This window comes from Borrelia nietonii YOR (assembly GCF_023035795.1).
GTDB classification, from domain to species: Bacteria; Spirochaetota; Spirochaetia; order Borreliales; family Borreliaceae; genus Borrelia; species Borrelia hermsii.
Window position 1 is genome coordinate 822,688 of sequence record NZ_CP073148.1, and the last position, 20,156, is coordinate 842,843.

Consider the following 20,156-nt stretch of genomic DNA (forward strand, 5'->3'; position numbering starts at 1 on the left):
TTAAGTCAGTGTTTATTGATAAAGTTCTTCCCTTAGTTTTTTAAGTACTCTTTTTTCAATTTGTCTTACGGTTTCTGAAGAGATTCCAAGTTCACTAGAAATATCTTTTAAGGTGCTTTTTTTATCATTGTTGTCTAAGTTATATCTTTTTCTTATAATGTATCTTTCTTTGTCATTTAATTTGGTCTCTAATATATGATTTAGATGTTTTAATGTTGAATTTTGTTCAAGAGTACTCTCAGGATTAAAAGAATTATCTTCATAAAGATTTAGGAGTGTGGAATTTTCTGAACCCTCAAGTTTTTTATCAAGTGAATATTCTTTTTCAAGGTAAGGAATGATTTTAATATATTGAGCAGTTGTTAAGTTGAATCTTTCCATTATATCTTCTTTTTTGGGTGATTTTTCTTCTTCCATAAGATATTTATTTATTTGAAGTATTAAATTTTCTTTTCTGTATGGTACCTTTACAAGTCTTGTTTTGGTATTTAATGCTCTTTGAAGCGATTGCTTGATCCAAAATGAAGCGTAGGTTGAGAACTTGGTGTTTTTGCTTGGATCGTATTTCTCGGCAGCTCTAATTAGACCTAGATTTCCTTCTTGTATTAAGTCTTCAACTTTTAATCCTTTGCCAGCATATCTTTTAATTATTTTTAAGACAAGACGCAAATTGGCATTTATCATTTTGTTTTTGGCTTTCAGATCACCGAGTTTAATTTGTTTCGCAAGTTCAATTTCTTCTTCGTGAGTTATCAATCTGTGTTCTCTTACGGATTTTAAGTATATGTTTAAATCTTCATTGCTAAATATATTCACAATACTTCTCCCATCTTTTAAATTTGTGTATCAACATCCTTCCCCCCTTTGATGTGATGCAAAAATCATGCCAACTTAGAAAATAATTAATATTTCGATTGAATATGAATTATTTTCTAAAGTTATTTACTTTTGCTATTTGGTTGTAGATTAAATCAGCAAGCCTAAAACTTTTGGATTTAGCTATTTGTTTTGCTCTCTCTAAATAGAGCATATCTTCAAAAAGTTCTTCTGTTTGACCCCCATTAATTAGATTATTTTCTTTTTTTAAAGAATTTCTCATGCTCTTAAGCATTTGATTTACAAATATTGCCTCGAATTCTAGTGCAGCTTCATAAAGTTTTTTATCATTTTGATGTTGATTTGTTTTCTCTATTTTGTCTTTTAGAGTTTTTACCTGTTTTATTTGATTTTTTGTTTCTAAATCTTGTAGATTAATTTTGTTTATCATATTTATTCCTCCAGGATTAATTCTCCATGTAATTTATTAATTTTTTCAGCTGCCTTAATTACTTTTATTAATTCTTCATTGCTAAGCGTATCTGAATTTTTTGATATAAATTCATTTAGTTTCATCTTTTGTATTTCTATTTTTATCTTTTCATTGCTTTTATTGTTAAATAAGTTTTCTCCATTTCTTTCAATTGAAAGGATAAGGGGCCCTATTTCTGCATTTGTACTTGCTATAATGATTTTATTTTGTTCATTTATTAAAACTTTAGGCATAGTTTCTATTTCTATTGTTTCAATTTCGCTTAGCAAGCCAATTTCGTTGATCTCTATTTCTATGATATTCCCTGATTTTATATTATTTTTTATATTCTTGCTTGTTAATTTTTTACTTATTGAATCTGCTAATGCGTAATCTGCCTTTTTAAGGATTATATTGTAGTGCGTGTAGTTTTTATTCTCATGTATTGTTGCTCCGTTTAATATGTATCCTGTACCTTTTGATTTGTAGTTAGTTATTATTGGGCCTGATGCTGTTGCTAGTACTTTTCCTTCTTTGTCTTTCAATTCTGTTCTTAAAAGAATACCATTTGTTAAGTCTTTTGAATCTAGCATAGATGCTATGTAAACATTTTGATTTTCGCCTTTAATCATGTTTCCATTTATTTTTATTGTTGCGCTTACTAATGCGATGTTTTTACTTCCTATGTTTGTTAGATCTATTTCATTTATGCCAATTTTGTTTAAAGCCTTATTTAAAATTTCTTTTCCCCTTAGAGAATCTCCTTTATCAGCAAGTCCTGCTACTATTCCAATTCCTGTTAATGTATACGAATCAGTAGATCTTATTTCAGCGATATTTTTTAATTTTATTTGTTCACTTATTTGACTTATAGTGTTATTCTCATTAGAAAAATTCTTTGAAGGTTGGTTTTCTTGTGCGAACGCACTTAGGACTATCTTTAAGTTTAATATGGCTAGAATTATCAATTTTTTCATGATTCTATTCCTTTTGTATGGCAATATAGTCTACCTTTATTTTAATATTATTGTTAATGTTATTGCAATTGCTTTTAGTTTATTCATTTTTTGCTTTGAGCTTGCTCGACAATTTAAATCTTAGTTATAAACTAAAAGAGAAACTTTGTGTAATTCATTTATTAATAATCGAGTAAGTAAAACTAATAACAGAGTTAAGAATTGATATGTTTAAATATGCATTATTGTTGTTTTTGTATTTTATTTAGCCTAATCTCATCATTTTTCATTATATTTTGTAATACCATGTATTTACTTTGATTTAATTCGTTTAAGCTTAAAATTTCATTGTGTTTAGTTGTATTTATTTGATATTTAAAATAAACATTATATTCGTTTAAACTTTGACCTGCTTTTAAATCTGTTTTTGCAAATACAATGGGTTCTATTATGTCAATATATATATTGACTTTGTTATGTTTTTTGTAGTCTTCAAATTTTCTTGCATAATAAATTAAAGTTTTTTGTATTGGTATGTTTTTATATAATGTGCTTTGTATTGTTTTAAATTTTACATTGGTGAAGAATTTATTTTCTATATTTATTTCTGATTCATCAAAACTGAATTGTAGTATGTAAATATTTTTACTTGCTAGATCTTTTGTGATATAGCTAATCATTTCAAATATTATGTGTTTTTGCTTAAAATGTGAGCCTATGTAAATTTGTGATAAGTCATTATCATTGCATAGTTTTGAGTATTCTTTCGAGAAAAAATATACCTTACCAGGATGTATTGTAAAACAGGTCTCATAAGGCATTATTTGTGATAAATTTATTGTAAGTAGATAGAATATAAGTTTATTTGTGAGTGTTTTCACTGCCTTTTTAAGTTGTTGGCAATTCCTAGCATATTATCTGAGGTTTGAATTGTTTTTGAATTTATCTCATAAGCCCTTTGTGCAACGATCATCGTTACCATTTCTTCTGCGATTGATACGTTTGACATTTCAAGGATACCTTGTCTTAACCTGCCCATTCCATCACTTCCTGGAGCTCCTGATATTTCTTCCCCAGAACCAATGGTTTCTTTAAATATATTATTTCCAATTGCATTGAGACCTGCTGGATTTACAAATCTTGCAATTTCTATTTGACCAAGTTCAATCGGCTCTGGGCTTTCATCAACTTTTACAGATATTATCCCTTCTTGAGATATTGTAATGGAATCTTTTATATATTCTTCAGGAAAGGATATATCAGGTAATAATTTGTATCCTTGACTTGTTACAAGAGCGCCATTTGCATCGATTTTGAATGAACCATCTCTGGTATAGCCGTAAGTGCCATCTGGTAGAAGAATCTTGTAAAATCCATCACCTTCAATTGCAACATCAGTGTTCAAATTGGTGGCTTGCAGGTTACCTTGTCCAAAGATTCTGTGTGTTGCTGATACTTTTGTTCCGTGTCCAACTTGATTGCCAAGAGGACTTACTGTATCTTCAGTTGCAGGGGTTCCTGCCCTTCTTTGTGTTTGGTATATTAGATCTTCAAATTCAGCCCTTATTTTTTTAAATCCCGTAGTGTTTACATTTGAAAGATTATTAGCAATTGTATCTACATTATATTGTTGTGCTTTCATCCCGCTGGCTGCTGTCCAGAGTGCCCTCATCATAAACTAACCCCCTTAAAATTTTCCAATTTCGTTAATTAATTTTCCAAGAAGTGAATCTTCAGTTTGTATTGTTTTTTGATTTGCTTCATAGGCTCTGTTAACTGTAATCATTGATACCATTTCGTTAATGGCGTTTACATTAGATCCTTCTAAAGCACCAGTTTCAATTTTGGGTCTTGAATTTATTTTGATGTTTTTAGCTTGTCCAGATATTTCTGTGCTGTTCCAGAGCGAACTTCCTTGTTTTTTCAAAAATCTTGTTTTTTCAAAATTTACAATCTTTAGGTTATCAAGGAGTTCATAGTTTTCCCACGAATTTTCATATTCACTTACAAGTCTTTTGGGATTTTCTTCAAATGTTGTGTTATGAAATATTTGCCCTTGATCCGTTATTTTAAAGTTATTATCTTTTAGGTATATGTATCCTTTCTCTCCAATCACAGGATATCCATCTTTTGTAACGAGTATGCTTTCTGGTCCAAGTGTAAAAGAACCGTTTCTTGTATATCTCTCTCCTTCTGGTGTTTGAACAACAAAAAAGCCTTCATCAGTTAATGCTAAGTCAAGAGGATTTCCGGTTATTTTTATTGGGCCTTGATTAAAAGAAGTATATATCTCATTCTCTTCAACTCCTGTGCCAAGCTTGCCAACAACAGGTGCTGTTTCCAGGTATCCTTTAGGAAATTTGTAAAGACCATCATCATTAATTCGCCTGATTAACATTTCAGGAAAGGCCTTGTGTACGGAGAGATCTTTTTTGTATCCCGTAAGGTCAATATTTGCTAAATTATTAGCAATAACATCTAATCTGTGTCTTTGTGCCATCATCCCGCTGGCAGCAGTATAAATGCTTCTTACCACATTAATCCCCGTTACTTAATCATTTGTATCATTAATTTTATCACTAAGGTTTATTATATATCAATTCTAATCACTTTACTATCCAATGTGTATTTTGATTGTACATTTTAATTCTAATAAGGTTGACAATTAATTTATATTAAGTAACTTAAATTGTACAAGTAAATAAATCCCTTTTGCAAAAAGTATAAAATAAATGTATAATTTTTTCTTGTCATGATCTATTTAAATTGTTGGCTCAAAGATTAATTTAGGAGTTTGTATGAGTAAGGATGTGTTAAAAATTATGTTTTTATTATGTTTTTCGTTTTTTGCATTTGCAGAGTCTGAAAAAACAGAAAATAAAAAAGACGGTAGCGAAGTCTTGGGATATTGGGTTGGATATAATGATACTACGAATGTTAAAAATTCTGTAATTTATGTTTATAAATATAATGATAAGGTTTATGGTAGGATTTTAAATGTAATCAAGGATGGGAAGGTGTATGATGTTAATAATCTTTCCGGTTCTAAGGTTGTAGGTTTTGATCATTTAACTACTGAAGGTCTTGATTTTATGTGGGGACTTAAATATGTTAAATCTTCTGGCAAATGGGATAAGGGTAGGATTATTGATCCTAATAATGGTAAGATTTATACTTCTGAAATGAGGGTAGATCCAAAAACGGGTAATCTTGTTACCAGGGGTAAGGTGTGGATTTTTGGTAGGAGTAAGATTTGGACAAGAGCTAAAGAAGATGAGATTCCAAAGTTAGATGTAGAAGGCATAGTACCAAATCCGCCTGTGGCAGAAGAATAAGGAAGGATAAATATAATTTGTGGGAATCTCAATGAAAGATAAAACGGGATATTATGATAAGTTTATTATGAGGGTACCTAACTTTCCAAAAGAAGGTATACTTTTTTATGATATTACTAATGTTTTGCTCCAAGCAGAAGCATATAAGTCTTTAATGGAAGATGCTCATGCTTTTTATGCATCAAGAAAAATTGATTACATTGCTGCTATTGAATCAAGAGGGTATCTTATTGGTGCGCCTTTGGCTTTAAAAATGAACTTGCCTCTTTTACTAATTCGGAAAGCAGGTAAGCTCCCAAGGCAAGTCTTAAGAGAGGAATATGAGCTTGAATATGGATTTAGCAGCATTGAAATACATAAAGATGATGTTAAACAACATTCAAATATTTTGTTAGTTGATGACGTTTTAGCTACTGGGGGTACTCTAAAAGCAGCTGCAATGTTACTTAAAAAGGCGGGTGGAGTAGTATCTGATATATTTTGTTTTATTGAACTTGTAAAGATGAATGGTAGAGATATTTTACGGGAGTATAGTTTGAATTCTCTTGTTAGGTATTTTTGATAATTATTTAATAAATAATTTATGTTGTTAATTGAGTGAGATTAAATATGTTAATTGAGCTTGGATAATTGACTTTAAATTTCATTGAATTTATAATATTTAGCTGAACATTGAGAGGTGATTGTGATGTATGCGTTGTTGGAAATAAAGGGTAAGCAGTATAAAGCTGTTATGGGAGAGATGTTAAAGATAGATAAGATTGGAGTTAGTGAAGGCGACAAATTGGAATTTAGCAGTGTAATGCTTGTAAACAAGGATGGAGATGTAAAGATAGGAAAGCCTTATGTTGCAGGTTCTTGTGTTAAGTGTAGCTATATAGAAGATAAGAGGGATAAAAAGGTTATCTCTTACAGATATAGGAGAAGAAAGTCAAGCGAGCGAAAGATCGGACATCGTCAATCTTATTCTTATGTTTTGGTTGATGATATAATTGTTAGTTAGTGATTAATGTTTTAATAAAGACCCGTAATGATATAATTATTTATATTTTGGCTAATGGACATGCTAGTAGAGGGAGTAATTATATTAATATAGTTTGTTCTTCTTTTTCGTTTATTTTAAGAACTTTTTTAAGTGTTCTTGATTATGAGAAAGAGGATTTTATTGTAGATAATTCTTTAAGAGGTTGCTTGGAATTTAAGGCTTCTTTTAGAAGTTTGGATAAGCAGAGCCTTTTTTATTATAGTAAGTTTTTAATACAAGGTGTAAAGGATTTGTGCTTTGAATATCCTTATGATATTAAATTAATTTTGGAGGAAACTAGTGGCAACAAGTAAAAGTGGTGGTAGTTCTAAGAATGGAAGGGATTCTATATCTAAGAGGCTTGGTGTTAAGAGAAGTGGTGGGCAATTTGTGAGAGCTGGGGAAATAATTGTAAGGCAGAGAGGTACAAAATTTCATAAGGGCAAAAATTCTGGACTTGGCAGAGATTATACAATTTTTGCCTTAAAGGATGGTATAGTAGAGTTTAAGACTTATAGAGGCCGAAAATATATAAATATTATTTAATATTGTTATAGTTGAGGTTGATTTGCATACTATTAAAGATTCTTTAAACATAACTGTGTCTTCAGGTGATGGGGGTGCAGGTTGTGTTTCTTTTTTGCGTGAAAGATTTAATGCCAAGGGAGGTCCTGATGGCGGTGATGGAGGAAGGGGTGGAGATGTAATCTTTAAGGTCAAGGCAAATCTTAAAACTTTATCCCTTTATAAAAATGGTCAAAGACTTGCTGCTAATAATGGTAAGCCTGGGATGGGTTCTAGAAAGAGTGGGGCATCTGGTGAAGATTTGGTTATTTTTGTTCCCCAAAATACTTGTGTTTATGATGTTGCTACAGGTTCTATGTTATTTGAGCTCCAGAACTTTGATGATGAAGTTATTGCTTTAAAGGGCGGAAGAGGTGGACTTGGAAATGTACATTTTAAAAGTTCTACAAAACGGACACCAAGATTTGCTCAGCCTGGAGAATCTGGTACTACCTTGAATTTGCGCCTTGAATTAGCATTAATAGCTGATGTTGGACTTGTTGGGCTTCCTAATGCAGGTAAGTCTTCTCTTATTTCTACAATAACTGCTTCAAAGTCAAAAGTTGCAAATTATCCTTTTACTACTAAATTCCCGCATCTTGGTGTTTTGAAGGCTTCTTATAATGATTTGGTAATCGCTGATGTGCCTGGGCTAATTGAGGGCGCAAGTCAAGGAATAGGTCTTGGTTTTGAATTTTTAAGACATATTTCAAAGACTAAAATCCTGGTCTTTTTAATTGATGTTGCTAGTGATAACTTTATGAATGCTTATGATATTCTTTTTAATGAGCTTAGTGCATATGATGTTGGACTTTCAAGTAAGACGCGAATAATTGTTGCTAATAAGCTTGATTTAGAAGGTGCAATTGAAAATTTTAATCAGCTAAAGAAAGTTTTAGCTGGTGAGAGGGTTTTAGGAATTTCTATTTATGATAATACGGGAATAAATGAGCTTGTTAGTGAGCTTTTTGCTTTGTCAGGAATTTGAGGAGATTATTTTTTCTTTTTTAAAAGCTCGAAATTAACAATATTGTTAAGGCTTTAATTAGTATATTATCAATATAATATGGGAGGTTTATGCGAATAGCAATATTGGGTGGTACTTATAATCCTGTTCATATTGGGCATATGTTTTTAGCAAAGGAGTTAGAGCATTTTTTAAATGTTGATAAGATATTATTCATTCCTACTCATAAGCCTGTTCATAAGCGTGTTGAAAATATTAGTGTTAAAGATAGAATTGCAATGCTTAAATTGGCAGTACGACACGAAAATAATATGTTTATCGATGAATGCGATATAGTAAATGGCGGAATAACTTATACTGTTGATACTATTACTTGTATTAAGAATAAATATATTCATGATGATATCTATTTGGTAATTGGAGATGATCTTTTTGAGAGTTTTGATTCATGGAAAAATCCAGAAAAAATAGTTGAATCTGTTAATCTTGTAGTGGTTCACAGGATTTACAGCGAAAGACTCATTAGTAGGTTTAAACATACTTATATTGATAATAGAATATTTCCTATCTCTTCCTCAGAGATTAGAAATAGGATTGAGCAAGGATTGCCTGTTGATTATTTGCTTCCCTTTGATGTTTTGCGGTATATTAAAAATAATAATTTGTATGTTAAAGGTAAATAATTGAGAAAAGAGTTATTTTTTTTAGTTTTAATCATTTTAATAGTTTGTGGTATTGTAATTTTTTTTGTTGATAGTTCTAAAAGAGAGCAAATATATTTTGAATTAAATACTAAGAATAATATTAGCTTTTTATTTCTTATAGAAGATGATAATGATAATCTTTTAAGTATGCAAGAGGTTTTTATTAATATAAAAACAGGAAGTGTTGGATTTTTAGATATTCCTGTTTATACAGGTTATGAGGATTTAAAGGGAAATGTTTCTTGGTTTGAAGACTTATATAAGAAGAATAGATTTGTTGAATTTTTATCTAAAGTATCTCGGCAGTTAAATCATGAACCTGATTATTATATTCGTTTTAAAAAGAATAATTTTGTGAAATTTATTGACTATCTTGGTGGAGTACGACTTCTTGTTAAAAACCCTGTTAAAATATATAGTTTAGTACGTCCTATCTTAATACCCTCTGGTAATTCTGTTTTTGATGGGGATAAGTCTTATGATTATTTGAGTTATTTCAGAGATATTGCTTCTTACGATGAAAGATTTGAGTTTTTTAAGGAGTTTTTAAAAAAAATCTTAACACAATTTTCTGATTTGAAAGAGGAGTATGATTATTTAGCTAAAATGTATTTCATGTTAGATACTAATCTTTCTGAAACCGTATTTAAGTATATTCTTACTAATTATAAAATAAATAATGGGAAGCTTATTTTTATTAATATTAAGGGGCAAGAGGAGACATTTAAGGATAATGATGATAATTTAATAAAAGTTGTTTTTCCTTATTATGGGGGGGCGGTTCTTAAAGAGTCGATAGAAAATTTAAATAGAGATTTAATGGGTGAAACTAGAAATGAAGAGGCAATCAGAGTTGTTGTTTTAAATGGCACTAAGACCGCTGGACTTGCAAAGAATGTGGCAGAGATTTTTAAATCTTTTAAATTTAAGGTTGTAAGGTTTGGTAATGCAGATAGGCATAATTATGCTCATACTTTAATAATAAATAATTCAGATAATTTGGAGATTGCCATTAAAGTTGGGGATGTAATTAGAGCAAGCACTATTAAACCAATTTCTGAGTTTCGTATAGATACTTTAGGGCTTGATGTGCCTGATATGAGTCCTGATGTAATAATCATTTTGGGAGATGATTTTGATGGGAGATATGTTAAAAATAGATGATATTAAGAAGCTATGCAAGATTATGTCTGATTTTGGTGGGATTGATGTTTTAGGTCTTGATGTTAGTTCTGTTTGTAATTGGGCTGATTTTTTTATTATTGTTTCATGCTCATCATTTAAGCAAATGGAAGCTTTGCATGCTGAAAGATTGGTGATTTTCTTTAAGGAAATGGATTTGAATTATGATATTCAAGGTAAGGGGTTTATTTATGATTGGACAATTATTGCATGTGAAGGTTTAGTTATACATTTGATGAGTAAAAAGGCTAGAGAATACTATGAGCTTGAAAAGATATGGGATAGGGGAGAAGTTATTTATCCTTGAGAGTTATTTAATTAAAAAAAATAAAAATATCGCAAGAATTATTTACAAAAAATTAAAAATATTCTAGATTTAAAATATGTATTTTAGGGAGGCCTAGGAGTGAATATTACAGACGTAAGAATTAGGAGAGTTGATAATAAGAATCCCGGTTCAAAGCTATTGGCATATGTGACAGTTACTTTTGATGATTGTTTGGTTTTGCATAATATCAGGGTTATTAGGGGGCAAAAAGGAGTTTTTATTGTTATGCCTAATAGAAGAACTAAGGTCGGGGAGTATAAGGACATTGTACATCCTATTAATCAAAGTTTTAGAGAGATTTTGCAAAGTGCTATTTTTAAAGAATATGTTAAGGAAGATCCTTCAAGTATTGAACTTGAACTTGAATTAGGCTAGGAAATATTATTGACAAAGTGTATTGTATTTTGTATCCTTTTGACTTATGGGTAATTGAGTATTTGGGACGTGGACAAGTGGTAAGTCACCTGGTTTTGGTCCAGGCATTCGAGGGTTCGAATCCTTCCGTCCCAGTATTTTATATTAGGAGTTTCATTGTGGATAGTAGTAGGATTTTAAGATATGAAAGTCGGTTAGATTTTGGTTCTTTGCGTGCTCGTAGGATACGATCAAAATCTGAGATACCAGCTGTTGTTTATGGAAAGGAAAGTGATGTCCTGCATATAAAAATTAAGAGTAATGAGTTTAATAATAAGTTTGCAAAGTTTACAGATAATACTGTTTTGATTTTAAGTGATGGAAAAATTGAGAAATGTGTTTTTATTAAAGATGTGAGCGAGAATCTTACTAAAGGACTTATTTATCATGTTGATTTTTATGAGGTTGATAAGACTAAGGATATTGAAAGAGATATTGAAATTAAATTTGTAGGAGCTTCTGTTGGTGTTAAGGAAGGTGGTACTTTAAGTGTGCTTCGGACTAAAATCAAAGTTAAATCTTTACCTTTAGATTTGCCAGAATTCGTTGAAGTAGACTTGACTCCTGTTAAGAAGGGAGATCAAATAACTTTTAAAGATATTGTACTTCCTGATAATGTTAAACTTTCTGAAGAGAATGGGAATTCAGTGATTTTGCTTGTAAAATAGAGAATTATGGATTTGTTAATAGTTGGCCTGGGTAATCCCGGGTCTAATTTTTTTAATACTAGACATAATGTCGGTTTTGAACTTGTAGATAACTTGGTTATAAAGAATGGTCTTTCTTTGAAAAAGGTAAAAAATTATGAATATTCTGATTTTTATCTTGAGAATAAACGGATAGTTTTAATTAAACCCTTAACTTATATGAACTTGAGTGGTAATATTTTTCCTTCTGTTTTTGCTAAGTTTTATATGAAGATGATTAATCTGTTAGTTGTTGTTGATAATGTTGATTTACCTTTGGGAAAGTGTAAACTTAGAAAGGTAGGGGGTACTTCTACTCATAATGGACTTCGTTCTATTTCTTTAAGCCTTGGAAGTACAAAGTATAGTAGGCTTTATATTGGAGTTGGCAGTAACAACAAGTCTAGTCTTAGAGAGTTTGTTCTTGCAAAATTTAGAGGTAGTGAGCTTGAGCGTATTAAAAGTGTATTTGAGTTTTTAAGTGAAGAGATATTAGGTATTGATGAATCTAATTTTGAACATAAAGTTGCAACTATTAATTCTAGTAGTTTTTGATGTTTTGGGATAATATAGTAACAAAAATAGAAAGTTTTTACTTTAAAAATTCTCTGCCTAAAGGAAAATCAATTGTTGCTTTTTCTGGGGGTGCAGATTCTACTACCTTGTTATTGGGATTAAAGGAATATTTAAATAATAATATTGTTGCACTTTATTTTGCGCATTACATAAGACCAGAGTTTGAACAAAATCTGGAAATAGAACATATAAAAAAGTTTTGTAATTTTCATAATATTACCTTTCAAATAAAGAGGTGTAGTGTTGATATAAAGAGAGAATCTCGTCAGTTTGGTATGTCAGTTGAGGAGTTGGCTAGAAAATATCGCTATGATGCTTTATTAGAAGCCCTTAAGGAAAATGAGGCTAAGTATATTGCTCTTGCTCATAATAAAAATGATCAATTTGAGACTTTAGTGATGAGATTTTTCCAGGGTTCGTTTTTGGATGGATTTTCTGGCATTCCAATTATCAATGGCAATATTATTAGACCTTTACTTGAAGTGTCAAGAGAGGAGATTGAAAAATTTCTTTCTTTAAATAATATTGTTTACTTTGTTGATAGTACTAATCATGAAGATTTGTATTTAAGAAATAGGGTTAGAAATAATCTTATGCCAGTTATTGGGAAAATTTTTAAAGGATATGAAAGGGGCCTGGAAAGAATATCTGATTTTTCAAGTGAGTTTGTAGATTATTTTGATAAAAAGGATTTTCTCCCTTCTAGTAAGGGTAATTATTATTATTCTTTTGATGCTATGACTTTTTTCAGTCTGCCAAAATACTTGGTTTTTAGAAGTATTTTTAAGATTTTAAATTTAGAAGGTATTGTGTCAAATTTATCATATGGAGCTCTAAATGAGATTTTTAGGGTAAATCCTGTTAATAAAAGAAGTAAAATTTTACTTAGAACCAATGAGTTTTTTTTAGAAAAGCGTCAGGATAAGGTTAACCTTATCTTGAGGAGAGCTGAAGAGATGCGTGAGCCTTTTGATTTTTTTTTAAGAGTTAATGAATATCATAGTTTATCTTTGGGTAAGATTTTGTTAGAATATTTGGAGTGTGAGGATGATTCTATATTAACATTGAGATGTTGTTCTTATGAGTTTAGGCATAGTTTTTTTAAAAATAAGTTACAATCAAAGAGATTCTTTTCTAAGTTTGTAAGATATAATCCACTTTATTTAATGTTGTTAGTGTTAAATGATAAGATAATTGGAATTATTGATTTAAATACTTTAAACTTAATGTGGAGTGATAAGAACATTATTAAAAAAATTAATATATCTTTGTTCGGAGGATTTTTAAAGGAATGAATATTAACAATAATAATTTGAATAATAATGGTAAATCTAATAACAAAAAGAAAAATAAGAATTGGATTTTGATTCTTGTTATAGTCTTCTTAATTTTAGCAATATTCATGTCTTATTTTATGCGGGGCGGAGAAAATTATAAGAGCGTGCCTTATAGTACATTTCAAACTTATTTAGATAGTGGTTTAATTGAATCGGCTGTAATAATTGATAAAAGTCAAATTCAGTTTATTGTCAAAAATTCAAATTTAGGAAAATCTTATTTCTCTACTAATATTCCTTATTTTGATCTCAATTTGCTTTCTGAACTTAAGGCCAAGAGAGTTGAAGTAAGTTCTGGTAAGAGTCAATCATCTTTAATTGGTGTTATTCTTCAAACTTTGCCATGGATATTATTTTTTGTTTTCTTCTTTTTTATATTTCGTCAGACTCAGGGTGGGGGAGGCAAGGTTTTTTCATTTGGAAAAAGCAATGCACAAAAATATGAGGCAGGAAAGAATAAGGTTACTTTTAAAGATGTTGCTGGGCAAGAAGAAGCTAAGCAGGAACTTAGTGAAATAGTTGAATTTCTTAAGTATCCTAAAAAGTTTGAAAAGATAGGTGCAAGGATTCCAAAAGGTGTTCTTTTGGTTGGATCGCCTGGAACAGGAAAGACTTTGCTTGCCAAAGCTGTTGCAGGTGAGGCAGGTGTAAATTTTTTTCATATGTCAGGTTCTGATTTTGTTGAGATGTTTGTAGGGGTTGGAGCAAGTCGTGTTAGAGATTTGTTTGACAATGCAAGAAAAAATGCTCCTTGCATAATTTTTATTGATGAGCTTGATGCTGTTGGAAGAAGTCGTGGAGCTGGTCTTGGTGGTGGTCATGATGAGAGAGAGCAGACCCTTAATCAGTTGCTAGTTGAAATGGATGGTTTTGGAACATATACTAACGTAATTGTGATGGCAGCAACAAATAGACCTGATGTTCTTGATTCTGCTTTGCTTAGACCTGGAAGGTTTGATAGGCAAGTAACAGTGACCCTTCCTGATATTAAAGAGAGAGAAGCAATACTTAATATACATGCTCAAAAGACTAAACTTTCAAAAGAAATTGACCTTAGGGTAATAGCAAGAGCTACTCCTGGTGTTAGTGGTGCTGATCTTGCGAATTTGATTAATGAGGGCGCTTTAATTGCTGCAAGGAATGATCAGTCTGAGATTCTTATGCATGATTTGGAAGAAGCTAGAGATAAAATATTAATGGGCGTTGCCAAGAAATCTATGACTATTACTGATAGACAGAAACTTGAAACGGCTTATCATGAAGCGGGACATGCGTTGCTTCATTATTATCTTGAATATGCTGATCCTTTACATAAGGTTACTATTATTCCTAGAGGCAGAGCCCTTGGAGTTGCTTTTTCTCTTCCTAGGGAGGATAGGCTTTCAATAAATAAAAATCAGATTCTTGATAAGATTAAGATATGTTATGGGGGTTATGCTAGTGAGCAGATTAATTTAGGTTTTACTACAGCTGGTGTACAGAATGATTTGATGCAAGCTACTAATTTAGCAAAGAAAATGGTTACAGAATGGGGTATGGGAGAGGATGTAGGCCCAATATTTTTGGTGGATGATGAAGCTCCAATTTTCCTTCCAAAAGAATTTTCTAAAGCAAAGGCATATTCTGAGAATACTGCTGATAGAGTAGACAGAGAAGTTAAGAGAATTCTTGAAGGATGTTTAAAAGAAGCGTCAGATATTTTGATGAAACATAAAGATCAGTTAGTTAAACTTGCAAAAGCCTTAGTTGCAAGGGAAACTTTAACAGATAATGAAGTAAGAGAGCTTTTAGGATTTGAAATGATTGAGAGTGATCACGAAAAAAGTTTAAAAGAGCCTACATTAGAGACGGTCAATGGATAAGTAAAATTTTTAAGGAGTCTTATGGTTGTCTTAAAAATTATGTTTTTACTTTTATTTTTAGTAAACTTAGATGCTAAATTAAAAGAAAGAGACAAGGATATATCAGAAATTCTTTTTATTGAAGCTAAAAGTTTCGATGGTACTCAAAGAGGACTTGATATGCTTTATGGTTCTCTTGAGTTTAATTTAAAAAATTCAGATTCTCTTTATGAACTTTCATTGAGAAATGATATTTCGTTGTTAGATAGAATTTATTTTTTAAGATCCGCAATAGATATCAATAATTTTAGGTTTATAAAGCCTAGAGATTTATATTATCAATATTTTTCGTTGATTCTAAGTCAAAATGAGGATATTGATAAAAACAGGGAAATTATTGCTGTTTACGATAAACTAGATGGTGATTTTCAGAATGATAAAGACTTGATTTACATGCGGCTTGAAGCTTCTAGTAGACTTGGGGATTTTAATGGAACTTTTAGTAAAGTGTTAGCAAATTCTTTTGCGGTGTATAGTGATGATTTGAGGTTTTTTAAATGGTTTTTAAAGGAAGATAAATTTTTCCCAAGTCTTTTTAGTAAACTTAAATTAAAAGAAGATTCTTTTTTCAATAGTAACAATATTGATTTTATTTTTAAAAATACAACGTTAAATGAATCTAATTCTGTTGCTTTATTTACTTTTTTAAAAAATAAGAGTAAGAAATTAAATGGTGTTCAGAGTATGTATTTACTTAAATATAAACTCTTAACACCTGATGAAGCTTATCTATTTTTTAAAGAATCCCCCCCTGAAACAATAGGTGAATATAAGATGTTTTATGATCTCTTAAGAGATCCTATTATACGAGATGAATTTTTGAGTCGTTATAAAAATTTGTCCGGTATGTATTTTGTCAATGATAAAAATAATGCTGCAGTATTTGAGAATGGAGTTTTGGTAAGTTTTTTTTCAAAAATAGTGGACTATTCTACGGATGTAAACTTAGGTGAGCCTTATTTTAATAAGGTTTATTTTAAAGATAAAGTTCCTGTTCGTTATGAGAATGACTTGCTTGGTTATAAGGTTAGTTATTCTGTTTATCCTTATGTCAGTATGATTGAAGTTGATTACCCAGATAAAAAAAATGTATATACTTTTGCTTTAAACTCTTTTCAGTATGAGATTTTTGATGGTTTTAGTTATAGATTTGATTATGTGGGCATTAATGAGTTTTTAGTAGCCAATGTTTCAGAAATTTTTATTCCTAGTATGTTAAGTTTAAATCCAAAACGAGTTTCTGTTTTAAATATTCAAAAAAGTTTAATAGAGAAAAAAACCTTTAATAATTCTGATGTTATAGAAGTTAAGAATTATTCTTTTGGTGATCTGGTTTCAGTTTATAGAAAGATTAATGGATCTGAGAAGTTTAATTATGTTGAAATTTATGATAAAGGGGTTTTAAAAGTTAAGAGAGTTATTTTAGATGATAGTTTTGATATCTATCATAACATTAATTAGCTTTTAAGAATTATTGATGCATAGAAAAATTTTTGTTATTTTTATGTTAATTTTTTCATGCAGCACAATAAAAGACATAGATGACAAACAAATTTATTATATCCCATCTGAAAGCATAAATAAGCATATTGAAAATAATAAGTTTGAGATTGCTCTTTCAAGTTATTACAATCTAAAAAATAGTGGTTTTAAAATGGATCAAGGTATTCTAGACTTAAGGGATAAAGCTTTGTCTGGCATTCAAAATGAATACTTTAAGTTTTGTAAGGCAAAAGATTATGAGGGCGCACTCTTTAAGCTTGAGACTTTAAATTTGTTTGGTATCATGCTTCATGAGAGTAGAGAACAATTGATTTTAAAGCATCTTGAGAGTTTAAAGCGCAAGGACCCGATGCTTGCAAGTTTTTTTGCAAAATATTATTCATTTGATAATACTTTTGATTCTTTGAAAAAATTTGTCATTAATAAAAAATCTCCCTCAAGAAATGTCTTGCTTGATACGGCTGTTTTAACAGTTTGGGTGGATATGGGAACTAAAATTGTAAATGGCCATAGGCTGCCAAATATTGCCGTGGGTTCTGCTTTTGTTGTTGATAATCTTAAGGGATATGCTTTAACTAATTATCATGTAATTAGTTCTCAGGTTGATAATGATTACAAAGGAGTTTCCAATCTTTATGTTAGACTTCCAAGGGGCAAGGGCGAAAAACTGCCTGCAAAAGTAATTTCTTATTCAAAGAAAATGGATCTTGCTTTAATTAAGGTTTCTTTTAAATTAGATTATCAATTTAATTTAAATTATTCTTCTAATATTAATATTGGAGATAGAATTTATGCTATGGGTTCTCCTATGGGATTTGAGAAGACTATTACTTCAGGAATAATTTCTGGAAAGAATAGAAACTTGTTATCTGTGGGTGATTCTTATCAAATTGATGCTGCTATTAATCAGGGAAATTCTGGTGGGCCTGTGGTAAATGAAAGTGGCGAATTTGTTGGACTTACATTTGCTGGAATTTTACATTCACAAGGTCTTAATTTCGTTATACCTTCAAAATGGGTTTTAAAGGTTTTGCCATTTATGTATGAAGGTGGGATTTTAAGAAATAAATGGTTGGGATTTACTTTTTCTGAAAGTTTGAAAGATTTGGAAATATCATATGTAGCGCCTAATTCCCCTGCAGATATTGGTGGGTTGAGGAGTGGGGATTCTATTCTTAGTGTTAATTCCTTAAAATTTGAGAGCTTAAGAGAGCTTCAATACTATATTTTGCAAAGGAGGTCTATGGTGAGAATTAGGTATAGAAGAGATAATAAAGAGTATGAGAGTTATTTGTATCCACAAGATCGGCCAGAAGGTATTATTGAAGGTATTGTAGAGAGTGATTCTTTTAAAAATTTGATGGGAGCTTTTTTGGGATTAAATTTGAATTTGATTTCTGGGAGAGAGTATAGAGTTGCTAAGGTATTTTCAAATGGTCTTGGTGATGAACTTAATTTTAGGGCAAATGATGAAATTTTTGTTTATTCTTTTAACTATCTTATGGATAAGAGATTATTTGTTTTATTGCTTTATGTTAAAAGACTGTTTTCAGGATATTTAGGAGCCCCTCTGCAGCTTGTTATTCCCTTTGATTCTCTTGTTTTTGTATAAAATATTATTTAATATGGTTGTGGTTGATTTTTATGAGCTTTTATTTGAAATTAGTTAGTGGAGATACTAAGTCCAAACTTGATAATATTGTTTCTATTAGTCATTTTGATTTTCAAGATAATTTAAATTTAATGCTTATAATTGGTCCTATGGGTAGTGGTAAGACAGAATATGCTGCTAAGATCTATAAAGATTCTCTTATTATTAAGAATAAATCTTCTAAAGTGTTAGATTCTATTACTAAGGGACTCAGAAACAGAGCTAATGTATTTTTTATTAGAAATATTCTTGATAAGAAAAGATTTAAAAATTATCCCCTAAATGTTATTCCTTATAGGGGAGGTGGGAGTGATAGGGTTGATGGAGTTGATTTTGCAGGTAGTTCTTTTGATGTAGGCCAATTAATAGACAATAATCCTGAATATGGGACTTTTATTATTGATGAAACTTGTTTTTATGATGAGCGGTTGGTTTTTATTTTAAATAAAATCGCATTAGATTCAAATGTATTATTTATACTTCCTACCTTACTTTATAATTTTAGAAAAGAAATATTTAATAATACTGCTAAACTCTTAATAGAATATTCAGATAAGATTTGTCGTCTTGGCGCTTATTGTGAGCATGTTGATTGTATGGATGAATCTTTCTTAACATACAGATATTATTTTTATGGAGGAAAGGAAATAGCCGCGCCTTATTTTGATCCTTTGTTGATTGTTGGTGGTGATGAGATTGTTGAGTCTGCTATTTATCCAAATTATGCTACAAGGTGTTCTAGGCATCATTATCTTGTTGGTAGAGAATATTTTTTTACTATTCTTAAACCTTTTGCATTATTGTATGCTCAAGGTGATAAAAGATTGCTTGAGAGAGAAATCGTGGATTTAAGCAGTAATGCGAGGAATGCGAATTTTGAAAATTCTCTTTTGATTGAATCTAGAGGAAGATATGATATTGTGGTTTTGGAAAATTTATTAGAATTACCTTTTTTAGCAGAGAGAGCTTTAATTACACTTTCATTGGAATGTAATATTCTTAGTAAGAGAGATTTTAAAGAGCTTATTAATAAATTTTCTCTTAGTAAGGATTATATTCAAAAAGTAATTGTTTCAAAAGAATATAAATGGATTTTTTAAAGAATATTAATAATAATTTGGTCTTTTTTGAAAAAACTCTTTTATTTTTTCAATGCGTATTAGTTCTCTTTTGATTATGTCATAGTAGTTCAGTTCTTTCATTTCAATTCTATGATATTCATCTTCCCAGTTTGTTATTCCATCGCTTTGCATTTTAGTAAATTTATACTTATGCAATTGCTTGTGGTACTTTAAAGCTTCTGTATAGTAATCAGCAGCTATTTTATAAAAATTTGTAGTTTGATTTAAGTTTTCAAGAATTCCCTTCTTTTTTGGAGTTTTATAAAAATATGTATACCTTGTATCAAATAAGTTGCCTAAATACAGATGTTGCTTAACAAGGAGTAAATTTACATGCATTTTAAAGAGAAGCTTATATTTATCCCATTCTTCTCTTGTTTCTACTTTTGATAAAGAGTAGTTTGGATTTCCAAATGGATATTTTAATGCATTTTGTAAAAAAAATATATTTCTTTTATAATTATCAGGGGTTTTTTTCATTTGCTCATTGAAAATGACATACCATTGTTCAGCATAGAAAAATTTTGATGATGCATTTATATTGGTTATGGGTAGAATTGAAAATATTACTAGACATAATACAAAAAAGTTTTTACGAAACATGCTTTGTATCCTTTCC

General features: G+C 30.2%; 24 protein-coding genes and 1 tRNA gene. 18 read left to right on the forward strand and 7 right to left on the reverse strand.

Going from position 1 to position 20,156, the window contains the following annotated elements:
- Positions 1-12 precede the first annotated feature (12 nt).
- From bhYOR_RS03925 to flgF, 6 genes are all read right to left on the reverse strand, one after another.
- Complete coding sequence (locus bhYOR_RS03925; protein WP_025400073.1) at positions 13-816, reverse strand: sigma-70 family RNA polymerase sigma factor; 804 nt, start codon at positions 814-816, stop codon at positions 13-15.
- 109 nt (positions 817-925) lie between these two features.
- The gene (locus bhYOR_RS03930; RefSeq protein ID WP_025400074.1) at positions 926-1,267 is read right to left on the reverse strand and encodes a rod-binding protein; all 342 of its coding nucleotides are present in this window, start codon (positions 1,265-1,267) and stop codon (positions 926-928) included.
- A gap of 2 nt (positions 1,268-1,269) precedes the next feature.
- Positions 1,270-2,265: a flagellar basal body P-ring protein FlgI gene (locus tag bhYOR_RS03935; RefSeq protein ID WP_025400075.1), complete on the reverse strand. Its 996-nt coding sequence runs from the start codon at positions 2,263-2,265 to the stop codon at positions 1,270-1,272.
- Between the two features lie 221 nt (positions 2,266-2,486).
- The gene (locus tag bhYOR_RS03940) at positions 2,487-3,125 is read right to left on the reverse strand and encodes a hypothetical protein (RefSeq protein ID WP_080684291.1); all 639 of its coding nucleotides are present in this window, start codon (positions 3,123-3,125) and stop codon (positions 2,487-2,489) included.
- Positions 3,122-3,919, reverse strand: coding sequence for a flagellar basal-body rod protein FlgG (gene flgG / locus bhYOR_RS03945; protein WP_025434135.1), 798 nt, complete (start codon positions 3,917-3,919; stop codon positions 3,122-3,124). The genes bhYOR_RS03940 and flgG overlap by 4 nt, the downstream gene beginning before the upstream one ends.
- Before the next feature lie 12 nt (positions 3,920-3,931).
- Positions 3,932-4,780 (reverse strand): flagellar basal-body rod protein FlgF, encoded by an 849-nt coding sequence (gene flgF / locus bhYOR_RS03950; RefSeq protein ID WP_025434136.1) that lies wholly within the window; start codon positions 4,778-4,780, stop codon positions 3,932-3,934.
- Between the two features lie 262 nt (positions 4,781-5,042).
- Between flgF and bhYOR_RS03955 the strand changes: the two genes are divergently transcribed.
- The 18 genes from bhYOR_RS03955 (at position 5,043) to bhYOR_RS04040 (ending at position 19,516) form a co-directional block, all read left to right on the forward strand.
- Positions 5,043-5,579 (forward strand): DUF2147 domain-containing protein, encoded by a 537-nt coding sequence (locus bhYOR_RS03955; protein ID WP_025400079.1) that lies wholly within the window; start codon positions 5,043-5,045, stop codon positions 5,577-5,579.
- 31 nt (positions 5,580-5,610) lie between these two features.
- On the forward strand, positions 5,611-6,141 hold the full coding sequence (locus bhYOR_RS03960; protein WP_025434137.1) for an adenine phosphoribosyltransferase: 531 nt from the start codon (positions 5,611-5,613) through the stop codon (positions 6,139-6,141).
- A 126-nt stretch (positions 6,142-6,267) separates the two neighbouring features.
- Positions 6,268-6,582 carry a 50S ribosomal protein L21 gene (rplU, locus tag bhYOR_RS03965; RefSeq protein ID WP_025400081.1) on the forward strand — a complete coding sequence of 105 codons (315 nt, stop codon included), beginning with the start codon at positions 6,268-6,270 and terminating at the stop codon, positions 6,580-6,582.
- The gene (locus tag bhYOR_RS03970) at positions 6,582-6,917 is read left to right on the forward strand and encodes a ribosomal-processing cysteine protease Prp (protein WP_025400082.1); all 336 of its coding nucleotides are present in this window, start codon (positions 6,582-6,584) and stop codon (positions 6,915-6,917) included. The genes rplU and bhYOR_RS03970 overlap by 1 nt, the downstream gene beginning before the upstream one ends.
- Positions 6,904-7,149, forward strand: coding sequence for a 50S ribosomal protein L27 (gene rpmA, locus bhYOR_RS03975; protein ID WP_012422526.1), 246 nt, complete (start codon positions 6,904-6,906; stop codon positions 7,147-7,149). The genes bhYOR_RS03970 and rpmA overlap by 14 nt, the downstream gene beginning before the upstream one ends.
- A 22-nt stretch (positions 7,150-7,171) precedes the next feature.
- Positions 7,172-8,155 (forward strand): GTPase ObgE, encoded by a 984-nt coding sequence (obgE, locus tag bhYOR_RS03980; protein WP_025434138.1) that lies wholly within the window; start codon positions 7,172-7,174, stop codon positions 8,153-8,155.
- Between the two features lie 89 nt (positions 8,156-8,244).
- Entirely contained in the window at positions 8,245-8,817 is a 573-nt protein-coding gene (gene nadD / locus bhYOR_RS03985; protein ID WP_025400084.1) for a nicotinate (nicotinamide) nucleotide adenylyltransferase, read from the forward strand.
- Entirely contained in the window at positions 8,818-10,002 is a 1,185-nt protein-coding gene (locus bhYOR_RS03990) for an LCP family protein (protein ID WP_025400085.1), read from the forward strand.
- Positions 9,977-10,327, forward strand: coding sequence for a ribosome silencing factor (gene rsfS / locus bhYOR_RS03995; RefSeq protein WP_025400086.1), 351 nt, complete (start codon positions 9,977-9,979; stop codon positions 10,325-10,327). The genes bhYOR_RS03990 and rsfS overlap by 26 nt, the downstream gene beginning before the upstream one ends.
- Before the next feature lie 99 nt (positions 10,328-10,426).
- The gene (gene spoVG / locus bhYOR_RS04000) at positions 10,427-10,723 is read left to right on the forward strand and encodes a septation regulator SpoVG (RefSeq protein ID WP_025400087.1); all 297 of its coding nucleotides are present in this window, start codon (positions 10,427-10,429) and stop codon (positions 10,721-10,723) included.
- 63 nt (positions 10,724-10,786) lie between these two features.
- Positions 10,787-10,858: transfer RNA gene (locus bhYOR_RS04005), tRNA-Gln, on the forward strand.
- Positions 10,859-10,881: 23 nt separating this feature from the next.
- Complete coding sequence (locus tag bhYOR_RS04010; RefSeq protein ID WP_025434139.1) at positions 10,882-11,430, forward strand: 50S ribosomal protein L25/general stress protein Ctc; 549 nt, start codon at positions 10,882-10,884, stop codon at positions 11,428-11,430.
- Between the two features lie 6 nt (positions 11,431-11,436).
- Positions 11,437-12,003 (forward strand): aminoacyl-tRNA hydrolase, encoded by a 567-nt coding sequence (pth, locus tag bhYOR_RS04015; RefSeq protein WP_025400089.1) that lies wholly within the window; start codon positions 11,437-11,439, stop codon positions 12,001-12,003.
- Positions 12,003-13,319, forward strand: a complete 1,317-nt coding sequence (gene tilS, locus bhYOR_RS04020; RefSeq protein ID WP_038446252.1) for a tRNA lysidine(34) synthetase TilS — start codon at positions 12,003-12,005, stop codon at positions 13,317-13,319. The genes pth and tilS overlap by 1 nt, the downstream gene beginning before the upstream one ends.
- Positions 13,316-15,223, forward strand: coding sequence for an ATP-dependent zinc metalloprotease FtsH (gene ftsH / locus bhYOR_RS04025; protein WP_025400091.1), 1,908 nt, complete (start codon positions 13,316-13,318; stop codon positions 15,221-15,223). The genes tilS and ftsH overlap by 4 nt, the downstream gene beginning before the upstream one ends.
- Before the next feature lie 21 nt (positions 15,224-15,244).
- Positions 15,245-16,723 carry a hypothetical protein gene (locus bhYOR_RS04030; RefSeq protein WP_025434140.1) on the forward strand — a complete coding sequence of 493 codons (1,479 nt, stop codon included), beginning with the start codon at positions 15,245-15,247 and terminating at the stop codon, positions 16,721-16,723.
- Between the two features lie 16 nt (positions 16,724-16,739).
- Entirely contained in the window at positions 16,740-18,377 is a 1,638-nt protein-coding gene (locus bhYOR_RS04035) for a S1C family serine protease (protein WP_247088230.1), read from the forward strand.
- Positions 18,378-18,409: 32 nt separating this feature from the next.
- Entirely contained in the window at positions 18,410-19,516 is a 1,107-nt protein-coding gene (locus bhYOR_RS04040; protein ID WP_025400094.1) for a thymidine kinase, read from the forward strand.
- A 6-nt stretch (positions 19,517-19,522) separates the two neighbouring features.
- On the opposite strand, the gene bhYOR_RS04045 is transcribed toward bhYOR_RS04040, so the two are convergent.
- Positions 19,523-20,140: a hypothetical protein gene (locus bhYOR_RS04045; protein WP_025400095.1), complete on the reverse strand. Its 618-nt coding sequence runs from the start codon at positions 20,138-20,140 to the stop codon at positions 19,523-19,525.
- Between the last annotated feature and the right edge of the window lie 16 nt (positions 20,141-20,156).

Coding starts and splice junctions, on each gene's coding strand:
- bhYOR_RS03930 (WP_025400074.1), bottom strand. CDS start 1,267: ATGATAAACAAAATTAATCTACAAGATTTAGAAACAAAAAATCAAATA.
- bhYOR_RS03935 (WP_025400075.1), bottom strand. CDS start 2,265: ATGAAAAAATTGATAATTCTAGCCATATTAAACTTAAAGATAGTCCTA.
- flgG (WP_025434135.1), bottom strand. CDS start 3,919: ATGATGAGGGCACTCTGGACAGCAGCCAGCGGGATGAAAGCACAACAA.
- bhYOR_RS03955 (WP_025400079.1), top strand. CDS start 5,043: ATGAGTAAGGATGTGTTAAAAATTATGTTTTTATTATGTTTTTCGTTT.
- bhYOR_RS03960 (WP_025434137.1), top strand. CDS start 5,611: ATGAAAGATAAAACGGGATATTATGATAAGTTTATTATGAGGGTACCT.
- rplU (WP_025400081.1), top strand. CDS start 6,268: ATGTATGCGTTGTTGGAAATAAAGGGTAAGCAGTATAAAGCTGTTATG.
- nadD (WP_025400084.1), top strand. CDS start 8,245: ATGCGAATAGCAATATTGGGTGGTACTTATAATCCTGTTCATATTGGG.
- rsfS (WP_025400086.1), top strand. CDS start 9,977: ATGGGAGATATGTTAAAAATAGATGATATTAAGAAGCTATGCAAGATT.
- pth (WP_025400089.1), top strand. CDS start 11,437: ATGGATTTGTTAATAGTTGGCCTGGGTAATCCCGGGTCTAATTTTTTT.
- tilS (WP_038446252.1), top strand. CDS start 12,003: ATGTTTTGGGATAATATAGTAACAAAAATAGAAAGTTTTTACTTTAAA.
- ftsH (WP_025400091.1), top strand. CDS start 13,316: ATGAATATTAACAATAATAATTTGAATAATAATGGTAAATCTAATAAC.
- bhYOR_RS04030 (WP_025434140.1), top strand. CDS start 15,245: ATGGTTGTCTTAAAAATTATGTTTTTACTTTTATTTTTAGTAAACTTA.
- bhYOR_RS04035 (WP_247088230.1), top strand. CDS start 16,740: ATGCATAGAAAAATTTTTGTTATTTTTATGTTAATTTTTTCATGCAGC.
- bhYOR_RS04040 (WP_025400094.1), top strand. CDS start 18,410: ATGAGCTTTTATTTGAAATTAGTTAGTGGAGATACTAAGTCCAAACTT.
- bhYOR_RS04045 (WP_025400095.1), bottom strand. CDS start 20,140: ATGTTTCGTAAAAACTTTTTTGTATTATGTCTAGTAATATTTTCAATT.